The 21,438-nt window shown below is 39.1% G+C and carries 22 protein-coding genes, 1 tRNA gene and 3 pseudogenes; 17 read left to right on the plus strand and 9 right to left on the minus strand.

Annotated elements, in window-relative coordinates; translation table 11 throughout:
* Window positions 1–279: 279 nt before the first annotated feature.
* Window positions 280–1,242 carry an isopenicillin N synthase family dioxygenase gene (locus tag ACWYN3_RS32235; RefSeq protein ID WP_456217927.1) on the plus strand — a complete coding sequence of 321 codons (963 nt, stop codon included), beginning with the start codon at window positions 280–282 and terminating at the stop codon, window positions 1,240–1,242.
* 56 nt (window positions 1,243–1,298) lie between these two features.
* Here the strand turns inward: ACWYN3_RS32235 and ACWYN3_RS32240 are convergent.
* The 3 genes from ACWYN3_RS32240 to ACWYN3_RS32250 form a co-directional block, all read right to left on the minus strand.
* A tRNA-Thr gene (locus ACWYN3_RS32240) sits at window positions 1,299–1,371 on the minus strand.
* A 114-nt stretch (window positions 1,372–1,485) separates the two neighbouring features.
* Window positions 1,486–1,812 carry a serine hydrolase gene (locus ACWYN3_RS32245; RefSeq protein WP_456217928.1) on the minus strand — a complete coding sequence of 109 codons (327 nt, stop codon included), beginning with the start codon at window positions 1,810–1,812 and terminating at the stop codon, window positions 1,486–1,488.
* Window positions 1,751–3,304, minus strand: coding sequence for a serine hydrolase domain-containing protein (locus ACWYN3_RS32250; protein ID WP_456217929.1), 1,554 nt, complete (start codon window positions 3,302–3,304; stop codon window positions 1,751–1,753). Before ACWYN3_RS32250 ends, ACWYN3_RS32245 begins: the two co-directional genes overlap by 62 nt.
* A 138-nt stretch (window positions 3,305–3,442) precedes the next feature.
* On the opposite strand from ACWYN3_RS32250, the gene mutL reads away from it, so the two are divergent.
* The 12 genes and pseudogenes from mutL to ACWYN3_RS32310 all read left to right on the plus strand — a co-directional run bounded on the left by mutL (window position 3,443) and on the right by ACWYN3_RS32310 (window position 12,295).
* Window positions 3,443–5,308, plus strand: coding sequence for a DNA mismatch repair endonuclease MutL (gene mutL / locus ACWYN3_RS32255; protein WP_456217930.1), 1,866 nt, complete (start codon window positions 3,443–3,445; stop codon window positions 5,306–5,308).
* A 31-nt stretch (window positions 5,309–5,339) separates the two neighbouring features.
* Window positions 5,340–6,076: pseudogene (locus tag ACWYN3_RS32260) on the plus strand (rhomboid family intramembrane serine protease).
* Window positions 6,069–6,935, plus strand: a complete 867-nt coding sequence (locus tag ACWYN3_RS32265; protein WP_456217931.1) for a rhomboid family intramembrane serine protease — start codon at window positions 6,069–6,071, stop codon at window positions 6,933–6,935. Before ACWYN3_RS32260 ends, ACWYN3_RS32265 begins: the two are co-directional and overlap by 8 nt.
* The gene (locus tag ACWYN3_RS32270; protein WP_456217932.1) at window positions 6,935–7,525 is read left to right on the plus strand and encodes a hypothetical protein; all 591 of its coding nucleotides are present in this window, start codon (window positions 6,935–6,937) and stop codon (window positions 7,523–7,525) included. The genes ACWYN3_RS32265 and ACWYN3_RS32270 overlap by 1 nt, the downstream gene beginning before the upstream one ends.
* Before the next feature lie 14 nt (window positions 7,526–7,539).
* Entirely contained in the window at window positions 7,540–7,830 is a 291-nt protein-coding gene (locus ACWYN3_RS32275; RefSeq protein ID WP_456217933.1) for a hypothetical protein, read from the plus strand.
* Between the two features lie 43 nt (window positions 7,831–7,873).
* Window positions 7,874–8,053, plus strand: a complete 180-nt coding sequence (locus ACWYN3_RS32280) for a hypothetical protein (protein WP_456217934.1) — start codon at window positions 7,874–7,876, stop codon at window positions 8,051–8,053.
* A gap of 73 nt (window positions 8,054–8,126) precedes the next feature.
* Window positions 8,127–9,598: pseudogene (gene cysS / locus ACWYN3_RS32285) on the plus strand (cysteine--tRNA ligase).
* 14 nt (window positions 9,599–9,612) lie between these two features.
* On the plus strand, window positions 9,613–10,473 hold the full coding sequence (locus ACWYN3_RS32290; protein WP_456217935.1) for a nuclear transport factor 2 family protein: 861 nt from the start codon (window positions 9,613–9,615) through the stop codon (window positions 10,471–10,473).
* Between the two features lie 373 nt (window positions 10,474–10,846).
* Complete coding sequence (locus tag ACWYN3_RS32295) at window positions 10,847–11,353, plus strand: glycerophosphodiester phosphodiesterase family protein (RefSeq protein ID WP_456217936.1); 507 nt, start codon at window positions 10,847–10,849, stop codon at window positions 11,351–11,353.
* Window positions 11,314–11,613: a glycerophosphodiester phosphodiesterase family protein gene (locus tag ACWYN3_RS32300; RefSeq protein WP_456217937.1), complete on the plus strand. Its 300-nt coding sequence runs from the start codon at window positions 11,314–11,316 to the stop codon at window positions 11,611–11,613. Before ACWYN3_RS32295 ends, ACWYN3_RS32300 begins: the two co-directional genes overlap by 40 nt.
* A gap of 208 nt (window positions 11,614–11,821) precedes the next feature.
* The gene (locus ACWYN3_RS32305; RefSeq protein WP_456217938.1) at window positions 11,822–12,112 is read left to right on the plus strand and encodes a hypothetical protein; all 291 of its coding nucleotides are present in this window, start codon (window positions 11,822–11,824) and stop codon (window positions 12,110–12,112) included.
* Between the two features lie 9 nt (window positions 12,113–12,121).
* Window positions 12,122–12,295, plus strand: coding sequence for a hypothetical protein (locus ACWYN3_RS32310; protein ID WP_456217939.1), 174 nt, complete (start codon window positions 12,122–12,124; stop codon window positions 12,293–12,295).
* 229 nt (window positions 12,296–12,524) lie between these two features.
* Here ACWYN3_RS32310 and ACWYN3_RS32315 read toward each other — a convergent pair.
* From ACWYN3_RS32315 to ACWYN3_RS32325, 3 genes and pseudogenes are all read right to left on the minus strand, one after another.
* A pseudogene (locus tag ACWYN3_RS32315) lies at window positions 12,525–13,486 on the minus strand (AAA family ATPase).
* A 2-nt stretch (window positions 13,487–13,488) separates the two neighbouring features.
* On the minus strand, window positions 13,489–14,856 hold the full coding sequence (locus ACWYN3_RS32320; protein WP_456217940.1) for a peptidylprolyl isomerase: 1,368 nt from the start codon (window positions 14,854–14,856) through the stop codon (window positions 13,489–13,491).
* Between the two features lie 63 nt (window positions 14,857–14,919).
* Complete coding sequence (locus ACWYN3_RS32325) at window positions 14,920–15,099, minus strand: hypothetical protein (RefSeq protein ID WP_456217941.1); 180 nt, start codon at window positions 15,097–15,099, stop codon at window positions 14,920–14,922.
* Between the two features lie 523 nt (window positions 15,100–15,622).
* On the opposite strand from ACWYN3_RS32325, the gene ACWYN3_RS32330 reads away from it, so the two are divergent.
* Together ACWYN3_RS32330 and ACWYN3_RS32335 are read left to right on the plus strand one after the other, a co-directional pair.
* A complete protein-coding gene (locus ACWYN3_RS32330) occupies window positions 15,623–16,246 on the plus strand; it encodes a hypothetical protein (protein ID WP_456217942.1) in 624 nt (207 codons plus the stop codon).
* Window positions 16,243–16,827, plus strand: coding sequence for a non-canonical purine NTP diphosphatase (locus ACWYN3_RS32335; RefSeq protein ID WP_456217943.1), 585 nt, complete (start codon window positions 16,243–16,245; stop codon window positions 16,825–16,827). Before ACWYN3_RS32330 ends, ACWYN3_RS32335 begins: the two co-directional genes overlap by 4 nt.
* Window positions 16,828–16,966: 139 nt before the next feature.
* Here the strand turns inward: ACWYN3_RS32335 and ACWYN3_RS32340 are convergent, their stop codons facing one another.
* The 3 genes from ACWYN3_RS32340 to ACWYN3_RS32350 form a co-directional block, all read right to left on the minus strand.
* On the minus strand, window positions 16,967–18,193 hold the full coding sequence (locus ACWYN3_RS32340; RefSeq protein ID WP_456217944.1) for a hypothetical protein: 1,227 nt from the start codon (window positions 18,191–18,193) through the stop codon (window positions 16,967–16,969).
* A gap of 142 nt (window positions 18,194–18,335) precedes the next feature.
* Entirely contained in the window at window positions 18,336–18,623 is a 288-nt protein-coding gene (locus ACWYN3_RS32345) for a hypothetical protein (protein WP_456217945.1), read from the minus strand.
* A gap of 32 nt (window positions 18,624–18,655) precedes the next feature.
* Window positions 18,656–19,450 (minus strand): OstA-like protein, encoded by a 795-nt coding sequence (locus ACWYN3_RS32350; RefSeq protein ID WP_456217946.1) that lies wholly within the window; start codon window positions 19,448–19,450, stop codon window positions 18,656–18,658.
* 163 nt (window positions 19,451–19,613) lie between these two features.
* Here ACWYN3_RS32350 and tilS point away from each other — a divergent pair, with 163 nt between their 5' ends.
* Window positions 19,614–20,870 carry a tRNA lysidine(34) synthetase TilS gene (gene tilS, locus ACWYN3_RS32355; RefSeq protein WP_456217947.1) on the plus strand — a complete coding sequence of 419 codons (1,257 nt, stop codon included), beginning with the start codon at window positions 19,614–19,616 and terminating at the stop codon, window positions 20,868–20,870.
* Window positions 20,871–20,950: 80 nt separating this feature from the next.
* A complete protein-coding gene (locus ACWYN3_RS32360) occupies window positions 20,951–21,430 on the plus strand; it encodes a hypothetical protein (RefSeq protein ID WP_456217948.1) in 480 nt (159 codons plus the stop codon).
* The last annotated feature ends 8 nt before the right edge of the window (window positions 21,431–21,438 follow it).

Genomic DNA, 21,438 nt, shown 5'->3' on the forward strand with positions numbered 1-21,438 from the left:
AAGAAGCTTGTGGTTTTGTAATCAGGTTAATCTGATCTAAATTGACAGTGTGCTGATAAAATGGTTTTGCAGATTGCTATATGCGATCTGATTCAGCTCCCTCAAAAGATCTTGTCTAACAGCCGACAACTAGCTGATAACCTTTGTAAAACTTTTCATAGTAATAAATGTTAATAACTTAAAATGTTGTAAATTAGAATACTATGGTTCAATAATCCACCGCAGGCAACTTTATTAACAATTGTTTTATAATTTCGATTCAAACATTAAGCAAATATTATGTCTACACCTTATATTCCAACCTTAGATCTTGGTTCTTATATTGACGGAACAGAACACGACCGTAAAAAATTTTCTGATGAACTAGGCAGAGCCTTCAATGATTCAGGCTTTGTGACCATTACAAACCATGGCTTAAGCCAGGAGCTGATTGATAAATTATATCAGAATATCCAGGGAGTTTTTCGTTTACCAGCAGATCAGAAAGCAAAATACGAAAAACCAGAGCTTGCCGGACAACGTGGTTATACAAGCCCGGGTAAAGAAACAGCTAAAGGTGCTAAAACAGCAGATTTGAAAGAATTCTGGCAAATTGGTCAGACTGTAGTTGATGGAGACCCTATTAAATATGAGTATCCTGACAACGAATATCTGGAAGAAATCACAGGCTTTAATGAAGTGACAAACGAGGTTTATCAGAAACTGGAAAGTAATGGTAAACATTTGTTAAGAGCTATCGCTACTTACCTGAGCTTACCAATTGATTATTTTGATAAACATGTGCATAACGGAAATTCTATTTTAAGAGGTATTCATTACTTCCCTATTGAGAATCCGGATGCGTTACCAGATGATGCTGTTCGTGCAGGTGCACATGAAGATATTAACCTGATTACATTGTTAATCGGAGCAAGTGCTGACGGATTGGAAGTGTTAACACGTAGTAACGAATGGTTGCCGATTAAAGCACATCACTCTGATATTGTTGTAAACGTAGGTGATATGTTACAGCGTTTAACGAATAACAAACTTCGTTCAACTACGCACAGAGTAGTTAACCCGCCAAGAGAATTGATGAAAACATCACGTTTCTCAGTTCCTTTTTTCCTTCACCCGCGTTCTGATATGGATTTAACGAGTCTTGATTCATGTGTGGATGAAGCTCATCCAAAACAATATTCTGATATGACAGCCGGAGAATATCTGGACGAACGTCTGAGAGAAATAGGTTTGAAAAAGTAAGAAGTTTAAGCATAAAAAAAGGGTTCATGTAAATGAACCCTTTTTTTATTATTCCGAGCCTTCTATCGGGATCGAACCAATGACCTACTGATTACAAGTCAGTTGCTCTACCAGCTGAGCTAAGAAGGCTTTAAAGACGGTTATTCGCTAACCGGGTGCAATTATAGAAAAATTGATCCTGAATACAAAATCTCTCCCTTAAAAAAACGGTTTAATTTTATATCTGCCTGTTTTAGAGCGATTTTATTTTTCCATTCCCTTGTCAATTGCACTGTTAATTACATCCTGAATACGTGAACGAATTCCCATACTTACCAATTTATTAGTTACAGAGGGGTTGACCCGGTTTGATAAAAACACATAAACAAGCCCTCTTGCAGGATCTACCCATACAGCTGTTCCGGTATAGCCGGTATGTCCGTATGTTTGTGAAGAAGCTGTTGATGAAGGGTATTTCTTAGCTAAATTGGGGTCCCAGCGGTCAAAGCCAAGGCCTCTTCTGCTGATATTAGATTGCTGAGCTGTAAAAGTTTCTACAGTTTTGGGGTTTGAAATATTGCTGGCCGCCATAAGTTCCTTTATTCAAAAACATCTGATACATAATTGCCATATCATTTGTGCTGGCAAATAAACCGGCATGTCCAGAAACCCCGCCTACAAGGGCAGCACCCTGATCATGTACGTACCCAATCAATAATGTTTTTCTGAAATAAGTATCATCCTCAGTAGGGATGATCTGATCTTTGCTAAATCTGTTTCTGGGAAGGAAACCAGCAGTCTGCATCCCCAGTGGGGCGTAGAATTTCTCAGCTGTATAATCGTTTAAGTGTTCTCCGCTAATCTGTTCCACAATATCTTTCATCACATACATGCTGATGTCACTATAAACATATTTACCTCTGGTGCGGATCGGTGCATTGAGCATTTGCGGCCACATGACATCTTTAAAATAGTCTTTTCTGATAAAATATCCGTCGGCTACTTTAGTCGGGTAGGCTGCGGATGAATCCGGACTATGATCTGTGGGTCTTACACCGTCGTGGAACGCGATATAAGGGATAAAACCAGCCTGGTGCAGCATGACATCTCTAACCGGAATGTCATTCATTGCTGTAGGTCTTGCAAGGGCGATGTATGCACCAATATTGGTGTCTAATTTCAATTTGTTCTCTTCTACTAAACGCATGACCATAGGTGTGGTAGCTGTTATTTTAGTAATAGAAGCAACGTCAAATATGTCCGTAACTTTATCAGGCGGGCCGTCATAGGTATGGGTTCCGTAAGCCTTGTTAAAAATGACTTTTCCGTCTTTTGTAACTAAAACTACCATGCCCGGAGCAGCTCTTGCAGCAATAGCTTCGGCAGTAATATTATCAATTTCTTTCAGGTTATCAGAGTTGACGTCTGCGTCTTCCGGAACGGTATATTTTAAGCGGGTAACTGTTGTTGTATAACCGGATCCGGTAAGGTATTTACCTGAAATATTAGTGGTTAATTTATTGGTTGCGGCTATTCCTCCGAAAATGATTTGTGGAATCAGTGTTGCTGCCTGCATGCTTTTGTCCTGACTCCAGATTAACGGAGCGGTTAATGAGTCAAACGAGGTGAGGTTAGTTCTCAGACCGTATAAAGCAACAATAACAGATTTAGTCTTAGTTATCGAATTGATGAAGTTAATATATTTCGCTTTTGTTGTTTCCTGATCCGGGATGGAAACGATTACTGTATTGAAAAATTTCAGGTCATCTTCGAGCTTTAATAATTCAGGGGAATTCTCATATCCTGCAGAGCTGAAAGAAGTGACTTTCGCATATTTATTCAGTAAACTATCTGATACATTCTGAAAATCAAAGCCCAGGCTAACCGACGCAATATTCTTTTTTTCTAAGCCCGTTAAAGGAATAATCCTGTTCTGATTATTTAATAAAACAGTATGCTGGAGGATATTAGAATTGACTTTTAACAGTTCTTCATTTTTTTGATGTTCCTGTGCGCAGGCACTAAAAGAGGAAATGGCAAGAAAGCAAACAGTGATAGTTTGAACAAGATTTTTTTTGTACATAAAAAGCTTATAGTTCATTCAGAACGCTAAAGATATAAAAAGCTTGTACCGGCTTAGTCATTAAATGGTATTTATAATCAAAAGATTTATGTATAAGGCTTATTTTCGTTAAATTAGCGACCTTTACCAAGGAAATAAATGTCAGATATAATACAACTTTTACCCGAGAGTGTTGCGAATCAAATTGCTGCCGGAGAGGTAGTTCAGCGACCTGCATCGGCAGTGAAAGAGTTGATGGAAAATGCCATTGATGCGGGGGCGAATAAGATACAATTGATCCTTAAAGATGCAGGAAAAGCATTGATTCAGGTGATCGACAACGGATGTGGAATGAGCGTTTCTGATGCACGTAAGTGTTTCGAGCGTCATGCAACTTCAAAAGTGCGCAAGGCGGAAGACCTGTTTGCTATCCGTACCATGGGATTCCGTGGCGAAGCAATGGCGTCTATCGCAGCGATTGCACAGGTTGAGATGAAAACCCGCCGTTATGAAGATGAACTGGGAACTTTGATTGAGATTGAAGGGGCAACGATAACCAAACAGGAGCCTGTAGCTACACCGGAAGGGACAAGTATAAGTATCAAAAACTTATTCTTTAATACCCCGGCAAGGCGTAACTTCCTGAAAAGTAATCCTGCTGAAATGAGACATATTATGGATGAGTTTCAAAGAGTATCGCTGGCTAACCCTGCGATTTCTTTTACGCTGCACCATGATGGTATGGAGATTTTCAGGTTGCCTTCATCTGCTTTAAAACAACGAATAGTCCATTTATTTGGAAATAATTATAACGAAAGACTGATCCCGGTTGAGGAGGATACCACAATTATCAATCTTAAAGGATTTATTGGTAAGCCTCAGTTTGCTAAAAAAACCAGGGGCGAACAGTTCTTTTTTGTGAACAACCGTTTCATCAAGGATGCTTATCTGAACCATGCGCTTAACAAAGCTTATGAGGATTTATTATCAGATGATAACTTTCCTTTCTATGTGTGTTTTTTTATAGATATTGATCCTGCTAAGATTGATGTTAACGTACACCCTACTAAAACAGAGATCAAATACCTGGATGAGAAGTCGATTTATGCGATTATTCACTCTGCGGTAAAACGGTCTTTAGGCAGGTTTAATATTAGTCCGACTATAGACTTTGATCAGGAAACTGCTTTTAGCGGAATGATCAGTCCTAAGTCGCTGGATGAAATTATTCCGCCAAGTATTAGTTTTAACCCTGATTTTAATCCTTTTGCTGACGAGAAAACTGCTGATAAAGGCTTTTCCGGATTTAAAAGTGCAGATACGGCTGCTGGTACAGGGTTCAGAAATACAGAAAGCAGAGGGCAACAGCCTGTTGCTAAAAACTGGGGTTCGCTTTATGAAATTTCTAAAGAGAAACCCGTAGAGCAGGTTGCTATGGAGCTGCCTGGTAACGGGCCTGATGACAAATATGCGCCAATACAAAAACAGCTGATGCAGCTGCATAATAAATATATTATTTCGCAGCAGATTAAATCAGGTTTAATGCTGATTGATCAGCAGGCCGCACACGAAAGAATATTATATGAACGTTTTAGCGTAAACCTGGAGGATCGGAAGGGTGCTTCACAGCAAAGTTTATTTCCGCAGACTGTTACGCTAAGTCCTAATGACTATGAACTGGCTAAGAGTTTGCTGGACGATATTAAGAGCCTGGGATTTGAAGTGAGAGAGTTCGGAAAAAACACCCTGGTGATCGAAGGAATTCCTGTTGATTTGGGGAGTAACCAAATTAATGAGACGCAGCTCTTTGAACATTTAATAGAAGGGTTTAAAAACTCTCAGCAAGAATTAAAATTAGATAAAAGAGATTCTCTTGCCCGTAGTATGGCTAAAAACAGTGCAATTAAAAGTGGCGTTGTTTTGGGTCAGCAGGAGATGAATATGTTAATTGAACAGTTGTTTGCCTGTAAAGCACCAAACTTCAGCATCAGTGGCAGACCTGTAATCCAGACGATGTCACACTAACCGAAATAGACAGAAAATTTGATAAATAATGATGAATAATATTCATATACCCCCGGTTGTTAAAAATCTGCTGATCATCAACGGGTTGTTTTTTGCAGCTAAATATATTTTTGAATCTAAAGGAATTGACCTTGGTTATTTTCTTGGTGCCTTTTATTTTGATTCTCCACTGTTTAAGATCTGGCAACCTATTACGTATATGTTTATGCATGGGAATTTTACCCATATTTTATTTAATATGTTTGCCCTGTTTTCTTTTGGTTCGGTACTGGAGACAAGATGGGGAACCAAACGGTTTATCAACTTTTACCTGATTACTGGTTTAGGTGCACTGGCATTACAATGGGGGGTGCAGGCATTTGAAGTTTACCAGATGACTGGTTCTGCCATTAATCCAGGGGCTGTAACTATCGATATTGCAAAAGGAATGGCATCTTTAAATCTGAGAGGATTAACTCCTGATCAGGGTCAGACGCTATTAGGTATTTATCCGGCCCTATGGTTGGAGCTTCGGGCGCTATATTTGGTTTGCTGGTTGCATTTGGAATGCTTTACCCTAATGCAGAATTGTATATCATGTTTATTCCTGTACCTGTGAAAGCTAAGTATATCATTCCGGTGTATATTTTGATAGAACTGAGTTTGGGTGTAGCAAGTTTTCAGGGTGACTCTGTAGCACATTATGCGCATTTAGGTGGCGCATTGCTTGGATTTCTACTCGTGAAATTATGGAAAGAAAAAGATACATTTTACGATTATTATGACTAAGAAGAATCTGTTAGCGGAACTAAAATATAAAGTTTTCCAGTCTGGAAACCCGGTGTTTTTTTATATTGGTATCAATACGATTATTTATGTAGCTGTTGCACTTTTTGGTGTTACCTATTTTCTGGCCGGTAATACCAGTATCCGGTTTTTTGATTATTTGAGTGAGTATGTTGCTTTTCCGGCAGCATTGCCTAAACTTCCTTTTCGGTTCTATACAATACTGACTTATCAGTTTTTCCACACTGATATTTTCCACATATTATTTAATATGTTATGGCTCTTCTGGATGGGCAGGATCTTTTTAGACTTCCTGAAACCACGTCAATTCCATTTCGTATATCTTGCAGGAGGGATGATGGGCGCAGTGATCTATGCACTGGCTTATAATATCTTCCCTGCTTTTGCAAGTAGTGTTTATGCGGCAACGATTGTTGGCTCATCGGCATCGGTTATGGCTATTGCGGTAGCTACCGCAACTTTGCTGCCTGATTATACGATGAATCTGATGTTCATCGGCAATGTAAAGCTGAAATATTTATTAATGGCATATATTGTTATAGATCTGATCAGTATCGCTTCTCAAAATCCGGGCGGTAGTTTTGCACATCTTGGTGGTGCTTTGCTTGGTTTTGTTTATATTAAATTATTGCAGGGCGGGAACGATTTAAGTGGCTGGTTTGAACGTAAGCCGGTATTGAAGGTGGTTAAAAATGATAAACCTAATCCTGGAGCAAGAAATAAAACTGGTAAGGTTAATCAGAAAGAGGTTGATGCTGTTCTGGATAAAGTTTCCAAATCAGGGTATGATAAATTAAGTAAAGCAGAAAAGGAGATTTTATTCAAGGCGAGTAAGGATTAATGAAGAAACAGAAACGCAAGCTTACATTTTTAGGGAAGATCACACTGCTGGTTGGGATTGTTGCTGCCTTTGCCTTGCTACTAGGGATATTGGCTGGGAATCTTGATCCGCGTGAACATGAGCTCATCGCTTTCTTTGGGCTGGCCTATCCTTTTGTCTTGCTGATTAATCTAATCATTATTGGGTTTTGGATTTTACGTGGAAGAATAGTGTTTGCTTTAGGAACAATCGCCATCATATTGATTGGCTGGCATCCGCTGATTGCGACTGTTGGTTTTATAGGAGAATCTGGAGAAGGGCCAAAATCTGCACCAGAACTGGTTAGAATGATGACCTATAATGTGCATAGTTTTAAGCCTTATGGGGAAGCAAGTAACGAGTCTGTCAAGCAACAGATGCTGGAAGTAGTGAAAAATGAAGATCCTGATATTATCTGTTTTCAGGAATATTATACCCGTCGCAAAGGGACATTTGCAATCACAGATAGTTTGAAGCGTATTTTGAAGACTTCCAATTATTATTTCATTCCATCTTCGGGAATGACTATGAAGCTACCGGCCTGGCTATTTTCTCAAGATATCCGATCGTAAATAAAGGCAGTATTTTGTTTAGTACTAATCATGGCGGCAATGCGAGTATTTACATTGATATCCTGATTAATAAAGAGCGGGTAAGAGTGTATAATGTTCATTTGCAATCCATCTCTTTTGATAAACAGGATTATAATTACCTGGATAAAGTAACGCAGAAAATGGATACTGAGATCATGCCGGCAAAAAGAATTGCCAGCATGCTGAAAACGGCATTCCTTAAACGAAGTGGCCAGGTTGATATTATGAAAGATCACATGAAAACATGTAAAACCCCCTTTCTTTCTGATTGCGGGAGATTTTAACGATACGCCGGCTTCTTATGCCGTAACACAGCTTACAAAATCTTTGCATAATACCTTTGTGGAGCAGGGAACGGGGTTGGGCCGTACCTATAATGGGAAATTTCCTAATTTTCAGATAGATTATATCTCTGCAACAAAGAAATTCAAGGTAATTAACCACAGGATTATACAGTCCAGGTTATCCGATCATTTCCCTGTAAGAAGTGATTTAAGAATCAACTAATATACCCGCAAATTTTTATCTTTGTTATCCTGGGCCCTGCATATTCCTGGGCTAAATAAAAAATTATATACTAATGGAGAACGGTTTACAGCTTTACAATACCCTTACGCGCAAAAAAGAGAATTTTGAACCCCTAAACGGCCACCATGTGGGCATGTATGTTTGCGGGCCTACTGTTTATAGTGATGTGCATTTGGGTAATTGCCGTACTTTCATTTCGTTTGATTTAATTTTCAGATACCTTAAATATATGGGCTTCAAAGTTCGCTATGTACGTAATATTACAGATGCGGGCCATTTGGAAGGTGATCGTGACGAAGGGGATGACAAGTTTGCTAAAAGAGCAAAGCTGGAACAGCTGGAGCCAATGGAAATTGTTCAAAAATACACACTTGGTTTCCATGAGGTATTGAGAATGTTCAATACGCTGCCTCCAAGTATTGAACCAACTGCAACTGGTCATATTATTGAGCAAATTGAGATGATTAAAGATATCATCGCCAATGGCTATGCTTATGAAACCAGTGGAACGGTATATTTTGATGAAAAAAAAAATATAGTAAAACTTATAACTATACAGTATTGACCAATCGTAATCTTGATGATATGATGGCGAATACAAGAGAGCTGGATGGACAGGACGAGAAACGTGGAAGACTGGATTTTGCTTTATGGATTAAGGCTAAACCTGAAACACTGATGCGCTGGACTTCTCCATGGGGTGTTGGTTTTCCAGGCTGGCATATTGAATGTTCTGCAATGCAATGAGCGCGAAATATCTGGGCGAAGAATTTGATATCCATGGTGGTGGAATGGACCTTGCAGCAACTCACCATACCAACGAGATCGCGCAGTCAGAAGCTTGTTATCATAAACATCCTGCTAAATATTGGATGCATACGAATATGCTGACGGTTAATGGTCAGCGCATGTCTAAATCGGCTGGTAATGGTTTTATGCCTTTACAGTTGTTTTCTGGTGATCATCCTTTGCTAACAAAAGGATATAGCCCGATGACGGTTAAGTTTTTCATGCTTCAGGCACATTATCGCAGCACACTAGACTTCTCAAATGATGCACTGGATGCTTCAGAAAAGGGTTTCAGAAGATTGATGAATTCATTAAATCTACTGGAAAAACTAGTTCCTGCCGCAATCAGTGATTTTGAAATTGAGCCGATCAGATTAAACTGTGTAAAAGCAATGAATGATGATTTTAACAGTCCGGTAGTTATTGCTGAATTGTTTGAAGCTGCAAGAATTATCAATCAATACCGTTTATGATGGTAAGGCTGGTATTTCTGCTACCGAGCTTGAGAAATTAAAGCAGCTGATGCAAGACTTTGTTTATGATATCTTTGGACTGAAAGATGAAGAGAGTTCTAATACAGAATTAAATGATGTATTGGATATGGTTATCGATATCAGGAAAAGTGCGAAAGAGAATAAGGACTATGCTACTTCTGATAAGATCCGCATTGGCCTTCAGGATATCGGTATTCAATTGAAAGATAGTAAAGAAGGAACAACCTGGAATAAATTATAAATATATTATTAAACATGATCAATAAAATTATCTGCACGCTAATAGCTGCAACTTTTACTTTGGGTGCTTTTGCTCAACGTACAGATGGAAGTACAAGCTCATTAGTAAAAGCGGAACGGGAATTTGCAGCAAAGGCTGCAAAAGATGGTGTGAAATCTGCTTTTAACACTTATAGTTCCAAAGATGCACTGGTTTTCAGGCCTAACCCAGTAAATGCAAAAGCATTTTATGCAACTCAGCCTGACGATAAAAATCTGAGCTGGGTACCTGATTATGCAAGAGTTTCGCGCAGTGGTGACTGGGGCTTTACTTCTGGTAGTTATACAGTGGATGGGGAGACAAAATCATATGGGGAGTATCTTTCTATATGGAAATCCTTCAATGGAAACTGGGAACTGGTTATCGATTTAGGAGCTGAACATCATAAGCCTTTACAACCGGTAACGACTCATTTTATAGAACCTAAGGATTATTTTAAACCGAAATTTGGTGGGCCAAAACAGATTGCTGCGGGTAAGGATATCATCTTAACCACAGAAAAAACACTTAATGCAACTTTGAAATCTTACGGTATTGCCGCTTATGGTGGCTTCCTGAACCATGATGCAAGAGTTATTTTTCCTGGTTATGAACCTGTAATAGGAAAAGATAAGATTATTGCTTTCTATAATAGTATGATCAGTAAGATGAGTATCAGAACTGTAGATGCTGATAAAGCACTTGGTGGTGGTGATCTTGCCTATACTTATGGGGTGGCAACTATTGATTACAGAACAGATTTAAGAGAGAGCTTTAATTATGTTTTTATTTATGAGCGCCAACCTGATTATAGCTGGAATCTGATTCAGCAGGTTTATTCGCCTGCGGAACGTTAGGTTTCTCAGAGCCTGTTTAAAAATAAGCTATAAACAATTTTATCATCTAAATTTAAACAGGCTCTTATTTCCGAAAAAAAAAAAAAAAGGGTTTCTTAGTATTCGTTTAGATTTTAAACTGATACTAAGAAGCCCTTTTTTTTTTTGTATATAATAAATGGGGTTTATCCGTTAAATCATTGGAAGCTGTTTAAATTTAAATGATATAATAGATTATCGGATGAATTGAGCTTTGCTTAAAGAAAATAAACATGAAGAAACACTTACTATTTGGAGTCGCATTGTTGTTCAGTGTGCAGAGTTACGCGCAAACTTTTGATAAACAGGGACAGCGGGGTGCAAGAGGTTTGTGCCTGAAAACACAATCGGTGGTATGCTCAGGGCTTTGGATCTTGGGGTAACAACTTTGGGGATGAACGTAGTGATATCAAAAGATAAACAGGTAGTGCTTTCGCATGAACCTTATTTTAATAATGAGATCAGCCTGACTCCGGATGGTAAAGAGATTCCACTGAAAGAGGAGAAGAAGTATAATATGTATGAAATGGATTATGACCAGATCCGTAAATATGATGTTGGAAGTAAAGTGCATAAGCGTTTTCCGGGACAACAGAAGATTAAAACGTATAAACCGCTGCTGAGTGAAGTAATTGATTCGGTAGAGGCCTATGTTAAATTGCATAAGCTGGCTAAACCTAATTATGCGATAGAAATTAAAACTATCAGAAAAGGGGATCTTGAGTTTCACCCGGAACCTGCGGAGTTTTCTCAGCTGGTGATGGATGTGGTGGAGAAAAAGAAGATGATTAAAAGAACAATTATTCAGGCTTTTGATATCAGATGTTTGCAGTATGTGTACATGAGAAGTATCCGAAGATAAGAACGGATCTGATGATTGACGAGAAGGAAGACTTTGAGAATAATATTAAGGATTTAGGGTTTACACCGACATTTTATAGCCCGTATGCGGTTTTAGTTGGAAAAGGGTTAGTGGACAGGTGCCATGCGGCTGGGATAAAGATTGTGCCGTGGACGGTGAATAGTTTGAAGGATATGGAGTATATGGTAGGGTTGGGCGTCGATGGTATCATCACTGATTTTCCGAATTTATTCCAGAAATTGGAATTGCCAGGAAAGTAGTTTCTCCAATTTAATCATCTCATTTGTAAAAAAAAAGGACATGCTGTATGCTGACTACGCCCCCTTTTCAAGGGTGCTGATGTCAGCATACAGCATGTCCTTTTTTTACCCCCTCCAGCTGGGAAATTGTTCAGACATAATCTCCGGGAAATCCCAATAATGAATAATTGGAAAACAGCTCTTCATTGTTGGAAGGTTGGCGAAACAGTTGGCGAAACAGTTTGAAAGACTGGTTGGCGAAGCAGTTTGGAAAGACCGGTTGACGAAACAGTTTGGAAAGACTGGTTGGCGAAGCAGTTTGGAAAGACCGGTTGACGAAACAGGGTGGAAAAGACTGGTTGGCGAAGCAGGGTGGAAAAGACTGGTTGACGAAACAGTTTGGAAAGACCGGTTGACGAAGCAGTTTGGAAAGACTGGTTGGCGAAACAGGGTGGAAAGACCAGTTGACGAAGCAGTTTGGAAAGACTGGTTGGCGAAACAGGGTGGAAAGACTGGTTGACGAAACAGTTTGGAAAGACCGGTTGACGAAGCAGTTTGGAAAGACTGGTTGGCGAAACAGGGTGGAAAGACTGGTTGGCGAAACAGGGTGGAAAGACTGGTTGACGAAACAGTTTGGAAAGACCAGTTGACGAAACAGGGTGGAAAAGACTGGTTGACGAAACTGTTTGGAAAGACCGGTTGACGAAGCAGGGTGGAAAAGACTGGTTGACGAAACAGTTTAAAGACCAGACCAGTTGACGAAGCAGGGTGGAAAAGACTGGTTGACGAAACAGTTTGGAAAGACCGGTTGACGAAACAGTTTGGAAAGACCGGTTGACGAAGCAGGGTGGAAAAGACTGGTTGACGAAGCAGTTTGGAAAGACTGGTTGGCGAAACAGGGTGGAAAGACTGGTTGGCGAAACCTATGGGTTTTACAACAGGTTCTTGATGATCTTTTCTACGGATAGGCCTTCGGCTTCTGCACGGTAGTTTCTTACGATACGATGGCGCAGGATAGCTTCTGCGACTGCCTGTACATCTTCGATGTCAGGAGAATACTTGCCGGAGATAGCTGCATGGCATTTAGCTCCGAGGATCAGGAATTGGGAGGCTCTTGGGCCTGCTCCCCAGTTTACGTACTGGTTAATCTCAGGGGTAGCCAATGGGTTTCCAGGACGGGTCTTCCCAGTTAGTTTTACAGCGTATTCCAGGACGTTATCGGTCACAGGGATCGTACGGATCAATGCTGGAAGAATTGGATCTGGTCAGCATTGATTAGTTTTTTTAGGGTAACGGGGTTGTTTCCTGTTGAGTTCTTGACAATAATAAGCTCTTCCTGGAAGCTTGGGTAAGTTAACAGGACATTGAACATGAAACGGTCAAGCTGCGCCTCTGGAAGTGGATAGGTACCTTCTTGTTCGATTGGGTTTTGGGTCGCAAGAACGAAAAAGGGTTTGGGTAAGATGTGTTTGTGACCGGCTGCGGTAACGGATTTCTCCTGCATCGCCTCTAAGAGGGCTGCCTGGGTTTTGGGAGGGGTTCTGTTAATCTCGTCTGCCAAAACAATATTAGAAAAGACAGGACCTTTAATGAACTTAAAGTTCCTGTCTTCTCCTAAGATTTCTGAGCCAATGATATCCCCTGGCATCAGATCGGGGGTAAATTGTATTCTGTTAAAATTAAGGTCCAGTACGTCTGCTACGGTTTGCACCAGTAGTGTCTTTGCTAGCCCTGGTACGCCTACCAATAAGCAATGTCCATTGCTCAGGATAGAGATGAGTACTGACTTAACGGCCTCATCCTGTCCAATAACGACTTTACCAATCTCATTCTTTATATTCTTGTAGAATTGGTGAAGGGCATCAACTGCCTCTTTGTCGTTGTTGTACTGCATAGTTATTTTGTTTCTGCTGACACTGGTTTAGTCCAGATTTTGAGCTCACTACATGTTGAGTAATCAGGATCAATTCTAATGTAAGTATTTTTTCTGCGTTTTTCAAACCATTCACTCATTACACGGTCCATTTTCTGTTGCTGAGCCTTTTCCTTGAATTTAGTATAATCCTGCTCAAGGTTACCTTTGTGCGGTGCTATTTTAGATTTCAAAAGGACAATCTTATATCCCTCTTTTCCATCTGCTCCTGTAAATGGTACTGGTCTTGATATTTCACCAACTTTCATGGTGTCTACAACAAGGAATACTTTTGGGTCTAATTTATCTGCTGGAATAAATGTTGTTCTTGCAGTTACGTTATCAGCAAATAAAAGCATACCTCCGTTGTATTTTGACTCTTTATTTGAAGAGTAAAGGGATGCTGCTGCTGAGAAGCTTAGTTTGTTCGCAAGTACGTTATTGTAAACGCTGTCTGCGTGTAATTTAGCACGGTCTAAACTTTGTGGGGTAGTCTGTGGACGAATCAGGATGTGACGGGCATGAACCTGCTCTCCTCTTCGTTCTACAACCTGTAAAATATGGAACCCAAAGTCTGTTTCAAATACTGGAGAAAGTTCTCCTGGTTTTAATTTAAAGGCATAGGCTGTAAATTCTTTAGCCATCATGGTACGGTCAAAGAAACCTAAATCACCACCTTCTGGCGCTGAACCCGGATCTTCTGAATAAGTTTTTGCTAAAAAGCCGAAGTCTTCTCCACTCTTAACACGAAGTCTGATCGCATCCAGTTTATCGAAGAAACGTTGTTTCTCTGATTTTGTAAGCTCTGGATTAATAACTATCTCTCCAACTTCATATTCTGCAGGAATATCCGGTAAGCTATCTTTTTTATAAGAATCGTAATATTTTTTCACCTCTACAGGAGTGATACTCACTTTTTCAGTGATAGTTCCCTGCATTTTGTTGGCTTGAAGCTGATCTTTTACATCAGGTCTCAGCTCATCTTTATATTGTAATACAGAACGGTTCAGGAATTCTTCCAGTTTATCCTGGCCACCTGCACGCTGAATCTGGTAACGCATTCTTTTATCCAGCTCATCGTCTACCTGCTTATCGTCTACCATTACGGAGTCAATATTAGCCTGTTGCTTTAATAAGTGTTGAACCAGCATTTGTTGAAGGATATAACATTTTACCTTCTCATCAACCGGATTCCCCGAATTCAGGTACATTACATATTGTTGATTCAATTCGGACAATAGGATTACATCACTTCCCAGTACCGCAATCACCTTATCTACGCTTTTTGTTTGGGACTGTACATTTAAAAACAAGAAGAGCAATCCGCTTGCCATCAATAAAATTTTCTTCATTATACTCTTTTCAATTATATTTTATTTGCAAATTTACTATTATTCAATGATTTGTCTGCGGTATTATCTGATCAGTTTGTTTAATACATTCTGATCGATGGTTATTTTATATTTCTTCCGCAGCGCTGTTATCCAATTACACTCCAATTGCCTTTGATAGTCTTGCGCTACCTCACTTTTACTGTCTTCATAAGACAGAGAGGGATAGTTCCCGATATGTGCATTGTAGTATTCATGTATCAATTTATCATTATTATCAATTCCATCCCATATTTTCTTTTCTGATATATTGAAAAGTAACAGGGCTTCACAAAACTCGTTCGTTACCAGTGAAAAATCTGCTTTTTTAGCTTCTGGTGGCGCTGAGTCTAATAAGGCCTTCTTGTAATTCTTTGTTTCTGCAATATAAGTGCTGTCTTTATCTAATCCAGACTCCCGGGCATCCAGAACTTTAAGTTTAAAATCAATGTATATGTTTAAAAATGAAATTAAGTCTGTCTGTCAGTGTTGGTTTAGTGTTCTCCGGACGATGCTTCTGATATACCCATACAAATTCTTTCTGACTAACAGGGCTGCCGTTGATCACAGCTACGCTTTGTGCGACAGTACTGAAATAGAAAAAACAGAGAACAAGAATAAAACAGATTTTTCTCACAAAAAGGGTTAAATGGTATTTTTAAGGTATAAAAGTAATAAATTAAGGCACTATAATAAGATATTTAACTAATTTTAACACAAAAAATATTTCCCAAAAAAGGCATAATTCATGGGTGAACAGTTAACCACCAGCGCAGAGGCTCTTCGTTTATTTTTTACGGAGGATATTTACCTGGTCAATAGTGATAATAAAATACTTTCTGAAATACCGGCTGAAGCAAAATCTACCCCTGTAATTGAGATTGCAATTCCTGTGATTGAAGTTGAGAAACCGGTTGTAGAGTCTTTAATCTCTGTTGCTATACCTGTCATTGAGGTTGTTGAAGCAGCATCAGTTGCCAGGACTGTAGCTTTTAAATATCTGGGCAAGAATCTGAAAAATATCCTTATCCTGGTAAATGACGATCAGAATGATGTGAGTACAGACAGAGGAAAAGAATTACTGAGAAATATTGTGAAAGCACTTCAGTTAACTGCAAATGATTTTGCATTACTAAACTATGCTGCCTATAGGAATACTGGTTTTGATGAACTTAAAATCTTTTTTAAGAGTAATCTTATTCTTTCTTTTGGCGTTACACCTTTACATCTTGGGATGGATTCACAACCTGTAAACGAAATTATTATGCGAGATGCTGCACAACTTATTTTTTCAGCAAATCTGGATCAGCTTGCTGATGATCAGACTGGAAAGAAAACATTGTGGGGCAGCCTTAAAAAACTGTCCATATGATCAGACAATTAGTTTTTGCTACCAATAATCTAAATAAAACGAAAGAAGTCAGTACTTTACTGGCTGGTCAGTATGAGGTGTTGAACCTGAAAGATATTGGCTGTACTACTGATATTCCTGAGACAGCTGATACGTTTGCCGGAAACGCAGGTTTGAAAAGCCACTTTGTGGTAGAAAACTTTAAGCTTGATTGTTTTGCTGATGACAGCGGACTGGAAGTTGAAGCGCTAAACAATGAGCCGGGTATCTATTCTGCACGGTATGCAGGTGAAAGAGGAGATGAGGCGAATCTTGAACTGGTTTTACAGAAAATGCAAGGAGAGCAAAACCGGAAGGCGCGTTTTATTACAGTTATTTCATTGATTCAAAATGGAGAGGAATTTCTCTTTGAAGGTGTAATTAATGGCACAATCAGAGCATCCCGGACGGGCGTTAATGGTTTTGGCTATGATCCTGTTTTTCAACCTGATGGTTACGAAGAAACTTTTGCTGAGATGGACATGGAACAAAAAAATAAAATCAGTCACCGGGCAATTGCCATGCGCAAACTTATTGCTTTTTTAAAGGAACAGGCTGTTTAGCTAAAGAGTCTGCTTTCTTAATCAATGCAATGCAGGTAATACTTTTTTAATTGTATCTGCGATCTTTGGTGGAACCTTTTCGATCAGTTTTAATGGATTGATGTCCTTTTTTAATGAATCGACTTTCTTTTTCAATGAATCAGTGTTCTTTTTTCAAATTTAAAGAGTCAGTTGCTTTTTTCAAACCAAGCGAGTCAACTCCTCTAGCTGCCTTTTTGATAATGCCTTCCGCACCCGGTACCTGATCCGTAATTGCATCAATTATTCCATCTTTCAGATCTTTGACAGCAGGTTTCCCTGTTGTTTTTGAACCCGGTTTAACGGTCGCTTTTTCACCCGGTTTGGCAGTTGTTTTTCCGGCAGTTTTTGCTCCGGCTTTTGGTTTGGCTATCGGCTTTGGATTGGTAATATCTTTTTTTGAACGTGGCCGTAATTCTGGTTTCCATATAAAACCTGTTAGAATTACATCCTGTTTAATATCGGCGACAGGGGTAGTTGCACCTTCCACATCTTTTATAGGTACGACTTCATCAATTTCGTTCTTCTTGAAATTAACTTTGATCCTGCTGCTGATAGTTTGGTTCATTTTATCGTATTTCTTTCCATCATCTGTTTTCGTAAAATAAACGCTTTCTGCATTGCCATCTACGTACATGCTTTTTAATGCCCCGTCTTTAAAGAATCCAGTTATCATTTTACCTTTAATCTGGTTGAATTTGGCTGAATCAGTATCCACATTAACGGCAAATGCATTGCTGAGTACCTGTACAGAATTTATCTTTTTATTTCTCAGCTGCAGGTAAATTGTGTCACCTGTCTGCTGTGATTTTTCCGACCAGATGATTGGGTTTTTGTACCAGCGCAAGGTAGAATCTGCACTTGTATAGAACAGTGAATCTGCTTTGGCCTGCATATTTGTTTTGAAAACGTTGACATGGTGATATGCTTTGATACTACGGGTGAGCACAGTGTCTGCCGGGTTAAATGGCAAACTATCTTTAGTCGTTTTCTTGATCACAGCTTTTACCCCGGTTTTGAGTTTTGCAGTATCAATCCTGGTTTTTGCGGTATCTGTTTTGGTTTTTAAAGTGTCTGTTTTGACCTTTGATGGATCAATTTTAATTTTTGTTGGGTCGATCTTAATCTTCGAGGTGTCCGTTTTTAGAATGGGCCCTGTTTTTAAGATTTGTTTTTTCAAGCTATCGCCTTTGAGCACAGGAATGCCTTTTTTGATCACAGAATCAATACCTTTTATAATATCGCTTTTCTTTTTTAGCGTATCAGTAAGTTTAGTAAGATCTGGCTTATTCTGGGTTGCTGCTTTTTTTAACTGCTCCTGGACTTTTAACTCCAGAATCTTTTTCATGATTGAATCAACTGTTTTTATTGGGACCTTCGCTTTCAAAAGACTATCTCTTTTCAGACTGTCTTTGCCATTTAAAACAGGTTTGGAGAGGCCGACAGGTGCTTTAGGGTTTTTCCCATTTGCAGTAGTACCTGCGGGTTTCTTAGTGTCTCCAGCCTTCTTTTTCCCTACTCCCTACTTTACTGCCTTCCCGATCTTCCTCGCCCAGTTCATTGTCTTTTTTAATCACAGGGCCTTTAATCAGTTTTAAGGTTTTTTGTAAAACCATCTGAGTTTCCAGCGTGTCGGCACCTAACCAAAGTGTATCGGCACGTTTCACAGTTTTAACCGTAATAGAATCACTCGTTCCAATACCTGCATAGGCATTCCTGGTCACCAGGGTTCGCTGGTCTTTCTTGAAATAGAAACCCAGCTGACCGTGCATCAGCATCTTATCGATCGTATCCTTAAATACAATATTCCTTACGGCTTTGCCATACCCCGCACGTCCGTCATAATATAAACTATCTCCTTTAAGGGATTTACTGCCGGAGGTATAAAGGTTGTTTTTTCCAAAATAAGCATAAGTAGTCTTTGTATTATATGCCCCGTTTTCGGTGTACAGATTGCCACCATCTTTTTCCTTGATATTTGTTGGCCCGTAAAAGTAAGCCCAGTTTGAAAGGTATTATATCTTAAAGTATCAGATTTTATCGTGCTCTGATCAGTAACGACCAATACATTATAGCGAAAATAAGCATCTCTGCTGTTTGCAAAGTAATAACCGTTTTTACTGGTGATCGTTGCGTCCTTATTGACAATTTTACCACCACTTACATAAGTGCCGACTTTCGGACCCATGGCATAGTCCAGTATATTTGTTGTTAGTACTGACGTTCTGTCCAGCAAACGAACATTACTGGTCAAATGGGCTAGTTTAGCATTTCCATCGTAGGTAAGAAAATCTGAATAAATATTGATGGTATCTGCCTGGTTAATGTGCACGTTATTAAATGCCTCGAAATAATTCTTAGCCGTATAAAAAACAGCACTGTCACAGGTAAGAATAGCATTGTCTTGTTTGAATACTGGTTTCCTCAGATAGGTAATATCTGTTTTAGTAATGATTTTACTTCTCTCTGAGCTTTGCAGGATAATTTTTGTTCTTTGCTGGGCGGTTTGAATAGCCTGTTGCTGTGCAGAAAGCGTTAATGGAAATATGAAAAGCAGGAGTATTACGGCAGTCCTGATGATCAGGTTACTATATAATGAGTCCATGATTATGCCATGAGCGTTAAAAAACGTATTTATTTTACTGAAAGCGTGTATTTTTTGCACAATACAAAGTTAGTTTTTTGCTTACCATTATAGTAGCCTGTTTATAATTTATCTAATAATTTGTTTTTGCTTCTTTTTAGCGGCAAATCTTTAATTTTGGAAGATGTTACCATTGCAGAACTTCCTCGATTTTATCAGTCAGAATTCCTTATTCAATCCGGACCAGCGAATTCTTTTAGCCGTTAGCGGGGGGAAGGATTCTGTTGTAATGGCTCATTTTTTTAAGGAAGCTGGATTTAAGTTTGGGATTGCACATTGTAATTTCGGACTTAGAGGTGAGGAGTCACAAAGAGACGAAGGTTTTGTCAGTTCCCTGGCTACTCAGCTCGAAGTACCATTGTATGTAACGCATTTCGCTACCAAAGCGTATGCTGCCGAACATAAAGTATCCACTCAAATGGCAGCGAGAGATTTGAGATATCACTGGTTTGAGGAACTGAGACAGCAGGAAAGTTATGATTATATTGCTGTTGCACATCATCAGGACGATGCAATAGAAACCGTGCTGTTAAACCTGGTCAGAGGTACAGGCATAGCCGGGTTACATGGTATATTGCCAAAAAGAGATTACCTGATCAGACCGTTATTATTTCTTTCCCGTACAGGGATCGATGAGACTATCGATCAAAACAACTTTGATTTTGTCGAAGATAGTTCTAATTCAAGTACTGCTTATGCCAGAAATAAATTAAGACTCGGTGTAATTCCGCTGCTTAAGGAGATCAATCCCAATCTTGAACAGACTTTTGAACATAATATTCTTCGTTTTTCAGAGACTGAAATGGTTTTGCAGCACACAGTTGCCAGTCTCAGAACGGAGATTTGTGAGGAAAGGAAAGATGGTATATATCTTTCACTGGAGAAAATAAGAACCCTGAACCCTAAACGGCTTCTTGTGTTTGAACTGCTGAAAGCTTATAATTTCACTGAAATGGTGGTGGAAGATCTGCTGAATTCTTTAGCTAAGCAAAGTGGTACTTCTTTTTACAGTGCAAGTCATCGTTTAACATTGAACCGGGATGAACTGCTGCTGACTGTCATTCGAAAAGAAGAAGTTTATACGAACAAGATGATACATCCTTCCGATAAAGTCATATTATTCGGTAATCAGACTTTTGATATAGCTTATTCTGACCTGGTTGCTTTTGAGAATAATCCACAGAAAGCATTTCTGGACGCTGATAAACTGATCTTTCCAATAGTAATCAGAACATGGCATGAGGGGGACCGTTTTATGCCGATAGGGATGAGGAATTATAAAAAACTGAGTGATTTTTTTATAGACCAGAAAATACCTCTGCCCCAAAAAGATAGTATTCCAATCCTGATTAATGGGAATGGCGATGTGGTCTGGATATAGCAGGTTTACGTCAGGACAATAGATATAAAGTAACAGCTACAACAAAAAAAGTCGCTATATTCGAACAGAAATTAAATTAAATGGGCAATAAGTACGCTTTTCTGGAGAAACAATATATAGGCAGGGATTACATCAGGATATGTATCCGGTTGCTCATGGCCGCTTTCTGTTTTGGTGCATACGTGTATGAAAGAGATCGCGACAATACACAGGATTTATTTCTTGTGGTTGGCTTTGGTATCATTGGTATATCTATTGCATTATTATTCCTGATTCAGTATAAAACTATCATTCACAATAAAAGTATAATCATTGATGGTCTATGGACTGCGAAGAAGGTCAAAATTGATTTAAATAGTATTACTGACGTTAGAAAAGATACTTACAGCAGCTATCTTTTTAATAACCCGGTTTATAATCTGCACCGTAAAGGAAGTATCCGCTTTTACTCTTCCGGGAAGGATGCAGTAGTGCTAACAGACCGCGACGGACTGGACTGGAATATTATATTGGTACTCAACGACCAAATGAAATGCTTTTGGTTATTCAGGCCGAAATGAAAGATTAA

It is taken from the genome of Pedobacter sp. NJ-S-72, from assembly GCF_053890575.1.